Origin of the sequence: Serratia sp. 506_PEND, assembly GCF_001076875.1 — a bacterium.
GTDB lineage: Bacteria > Pseudomonadota > Gammaproteobacteria > Enterobacterales > Enterobacteriaceae > Serratia > Serratia marcescens.
This window is the reverse complement of sequence record NZ_JVEL01000153.1, coordinates 1-3,589: the sequence shown is the minus strand read 5'-3', so window position 1 is coordinate 3,589 and position 3,589 is coordinate 1. Positions and strand designations below refer to the sequence as shown.

The following is a 3,589-nucleotide window of genomic DNA, read 5'->3' as shown; positions in this document are numbered from 1 at the left end:
CGAGGATGTGTCTTTCTGAGAAGGTGGTGTTTTTCGCTAGCAAGCTTGCTTGGTTGGAAAAATATAAGAGTCAACTCAAACGGATATCTGTAGATGCGTATTACTACGTTTCTGAAATCAGCTCACCAGAGGATATAAAGGCGGTATTAGACATTCGGGCAAAAGGATTTGACTTTGATATGCCCCTAACAAGTGTTTTCGCGGATAATATTCACAAGTCTGATGCGGTTGAGGAGGGGGGATCGAACTCTGCTTGATCTCAGCTTAGCCAAATTGGAGCATGGTATCGGTCATGGTACTTTATGGTACAGAATTAATAAATCGCTGATTTTTATTGGTTTTTATGGATTGTAATAATTGAGTGGGAATAAACCTATTGTGATCCATTAGGTTTTGCTAAAAAAGCCAGCTTAGTTATTTCTATAGCTGGCCTTTTAATAGTCTGCCGGTTAATAATGGCCATGTTTTTTATATTTAATAGTGATGATAATATGCGATTTTTGATTCTTCTTTTTAAAGGTTTATGAAAATGAGGTAACTATGAAAGACGCGTTAATGTTTCATCTTTCCCTTACTATAGGGAGAACTGATGAAGATAATTGGGAAGTTTTTGAACTAGATGACATTTTTTTCTGGGAAAGTAATTTAAGTTTAATAAAATCAAAGTGCTACTATCATGATGGTTGTTCAATTGATGTATGTGTGAGTTGGGATTTTCTAATCGAAAGGCTAAAAGAAAGTTATAAAAAAACTAAAGATGCTTATTCTAAAATACCAACTGATTATTCCAGTTTTGTTAATCCTAAAGTAAAAATACCGGTATCAGTTGAGATAAAAGAAGAGAACAAACATAGCCATTATATGTCTTATGCTAGATTTTTTGTTGAACACTATTGCTATGAATTGTTTATTTTGATGAATTTGTCTAGACCTGGAGTATGTGATTTTTTCAATTTATCTATTAATGATGAAAGAGTGATGTTGTCATCATATAGTTTTCAAAATGCATGGTTAGATTCTTTTAATGGTCACTTTCCTAGGATAAAAGAAATCCCTCTAAGCAGTGTGATTTCTTGGTATGAAGGGATAAATATTGGCTATAAACAAAAAGCCAGTCTGCCAATCGAGAAAACATTATTTTCTTTGATTCATTTCTGTCATTCTGATGATGATGTTAATGACATTATGTGGATATTTCATGCATTAGAATCCCTATTTAGTACAAGGATTGGTGAAGGCTTTAGTAATTTGATAGATAGGGTGTCTTTTTTGTTGAAATTAAATGAAAAAGAAAACTCTATCTTAAGAAAGAATTTTAGATTGTTATATAATTTGAGAAGCTCTTTAATTCATGGAGGGTACGAAATATATCACCCTATGCGTTATGACTTGATGGATTACTCTCTAAGTGATCAGTTTGGTGATATTTATAAAAATTTACAATTTGGAATTTCCGTGATTATATCCTGCCTACAAGTCCTGATCTCTAATAATTGGTATGGAATAGATGTTGAAGAAAAAATAAAGGGGAAACCAAGCCCATAACCTTAAATTTTATTTTTTTACCTATATTCTGGATAATATCATATATTTAATTGCTTAATTTATCCCCCCCACTGGGTCAGCAGCGCATGCAGCCTGGCCGGTTCCAGCGGCTTGCGCAGCACCAGATAGCCTTCCTGCTCGGCCTCTTGCAATATTTGCGAATTGAACTCGCCGCTGACCATCGCGCCGCTTACGTCCGGCAGGCGTTCGAACAGCGCTTTCAGGATGTCGAAACCGCTCTCGCCGGAACGCAGGCGCTGGTCGCACAGCACGGCGAACGGCGTAAAACCGTCGTCGACGATGGCGAAGGCTTCCTCGGCGGAGGCTGCGCAGCGCACGGTGATGCCCCAGGTGCTCATCAGGCTCTCCCAGGCGGAGGTCACCAAGGGATCATCGTCCACCACCAGGCAGGCGCCGCGCAGTGGCGCATAGCGGGTAGGCGTGGCGGTGTTGTCGTAGGCGGCCGCGGTTTCCGGCGCTTTGTCTTCGCCGATGTATTGCGTGAAGCGCATCCAGAAACGCGATCCTTTGCCTTCGACGGAGTGCATGCCGTACTTCACCTTCATCAGCTTGGCGCAGCGCGCCACCACCGCCAGCCCCAGCCCGTGGCCGGCGCTGTCGATTTTCCACGCCAGCTCGGGGCGGTAGTAAGGGGAGAAGATTTTGCTTTTCTCTTCGTCGGCGATGCCCACGCCGGTGTCCCACACTTCCACCAGGCACTCGGCGCCGCGCGGGCGGATGGCGATCAGCACGCCGCCCCGTTGCGTGTAGCGCAGGGCGTTCTGGATCAGGTTGATCAGCGATTGCCGCACCAGCAGCGGATCGCCCATCACGCTGATACGCCGTCTGGGGCGCCAGGTGCGCAGCGTCAGGGCGCGGCTGTTGGCCTCTTCGCGGAACAGGGTGACCACCGAGTCGAGCAGGGCGCCGATATCCACATGGGTGGCGGCGGTGCGCACGTTGCCGGATTCGATTTTGCTGAGATCGAGCAGCGAATTGAACATCAAATGCACCGAACGCACGCTCTGCTGCAGATCCAGCAGCTGCGGCGTCAGGCTGTCGTCGCGGTTTTTGTGGATGATGGCCTCGATCAGAAAGCCCATGGCGTGCACCGGCTGGCGCAGATCGTGGCTGGCGGTGGTCAGGAACTGGTTCTTGTCCAACAGCGCCTGTTCCGCCTCTTCTTTAGCCTGGCGGAACTGCTCCGCCAGGCGCGAGCTTTGCTCTTCGAGCAGCGCCTGCTGAATAAAGAACGCATGCGAGGTTAATGCGTGGCGGTAAATGGCGAAGCCGTACAACAAGTTCAGCATCAGCACGATGAACATCACGTCTTCCAGCCGCCAGATGATGCCGAGGTTCAGCAGCCCCCAGGAGGCGAAGAAAAAGCGGGTAAAGGTGCTGATGACGGGCGTCAGGTGCGTTGCGTTGGCGGCGACAATCGCGGCGATGCTGATATTGAGCAGCAGGAAAAAGTCAAAGTTATGGGTCTGCGGCGTAATTAAATAGAGTGATGAGATCCCCAACCCGTGAATAAAGGCCACCTTATTAATACGCGGCAGCCAGCGGCGCAGCACGGCGTCTTCATCATTCTCTTTGGCTTCGCGCTGGTAGCGCCGATGCCCTATTCGGATCGCCACGGCGCATAGCAGGTAAACGATGATCCAGGTAATGGTTGGGCCGAGCTTGTCGCCCAGCAAATAAATCCAGATGGCGAACGGGATGCCGACGAAAGGCACGGCGGTGAAGCTGAACACCAGCCGCATGAAGGTGTTGTCCAGCAGGCGGATCTGCGCGCGCGGGGAGATGCCATCATTTTGTAAATGCTGGAAAAACCTCATGACGACGGATCCCGTTTGCCGTGCAACAGCGTGATGGCTTCCACCCGGCTGTTGACGCCGATCTTTTTCAATATATTGCTGATATGTTCTTTGACGGTGGGTTCGGAAATAGACAGTTGCGTCGCAATTCTTTTATTTGGCAGGCCGCGCAGCATCATAGTTAATACGTCGATTTGCCTCGGCGTTAAATTGAATTTATTTAAGTG

General features: G+C 47.3%; 4 protein-coding genes. 2 read left to right on the top strand and 2 right to left on the bottom strand.

What is annotated here, in order from left to right; translation table 11 throughout:
- Window positions 1–257 (top strand): hypothetical protein (locus ADK28_RS32055; protein ID WP_161802689.1); only part of this gene is annotated, 257 nt, incomplete at its 5' end.
- A 283-nt stretch (window positions 258–540) separates the two neighbouring features.
- Window positions 541–1,545: a HEPN domain-containing protein gene (locus ADK28_RS31245; RefSeq protein WP_152929614.1), complete on the top strand. Its 1,005-nt coding sequence runs from the start codon at window positions 541–543 to the stop codon at window positions 1,543–1,545.
- 59 nt (window positions 1,546–1,604) lie between these two features.
- On the opposite strand, the gene ADK28_RS04005 is transcribed toward ADK28_RS31245, so the two are convergent.
- Window positions 1,605–3,383, bottom strand: coding sequence for a hybrid sensor histidine kinase/response regulator (locus ADK28_RS04005; RefSeq protein ID WP_048794952.1), 1,779 nt, complete (start codon window positions 3,381–3,383; stop codon window positions 1,605–1,607).
- Window positions 3,380–3,589: response regulator transcription factor (locus tag ADK28_RS29695; protein WP_161802688.1), on the bottom strand; the 210-nt coding region annotated here is incomplete at its 5' end. The genes ADK28_RS04005 and ADK28_RS29695, both read right to left, overlap by 4 nt.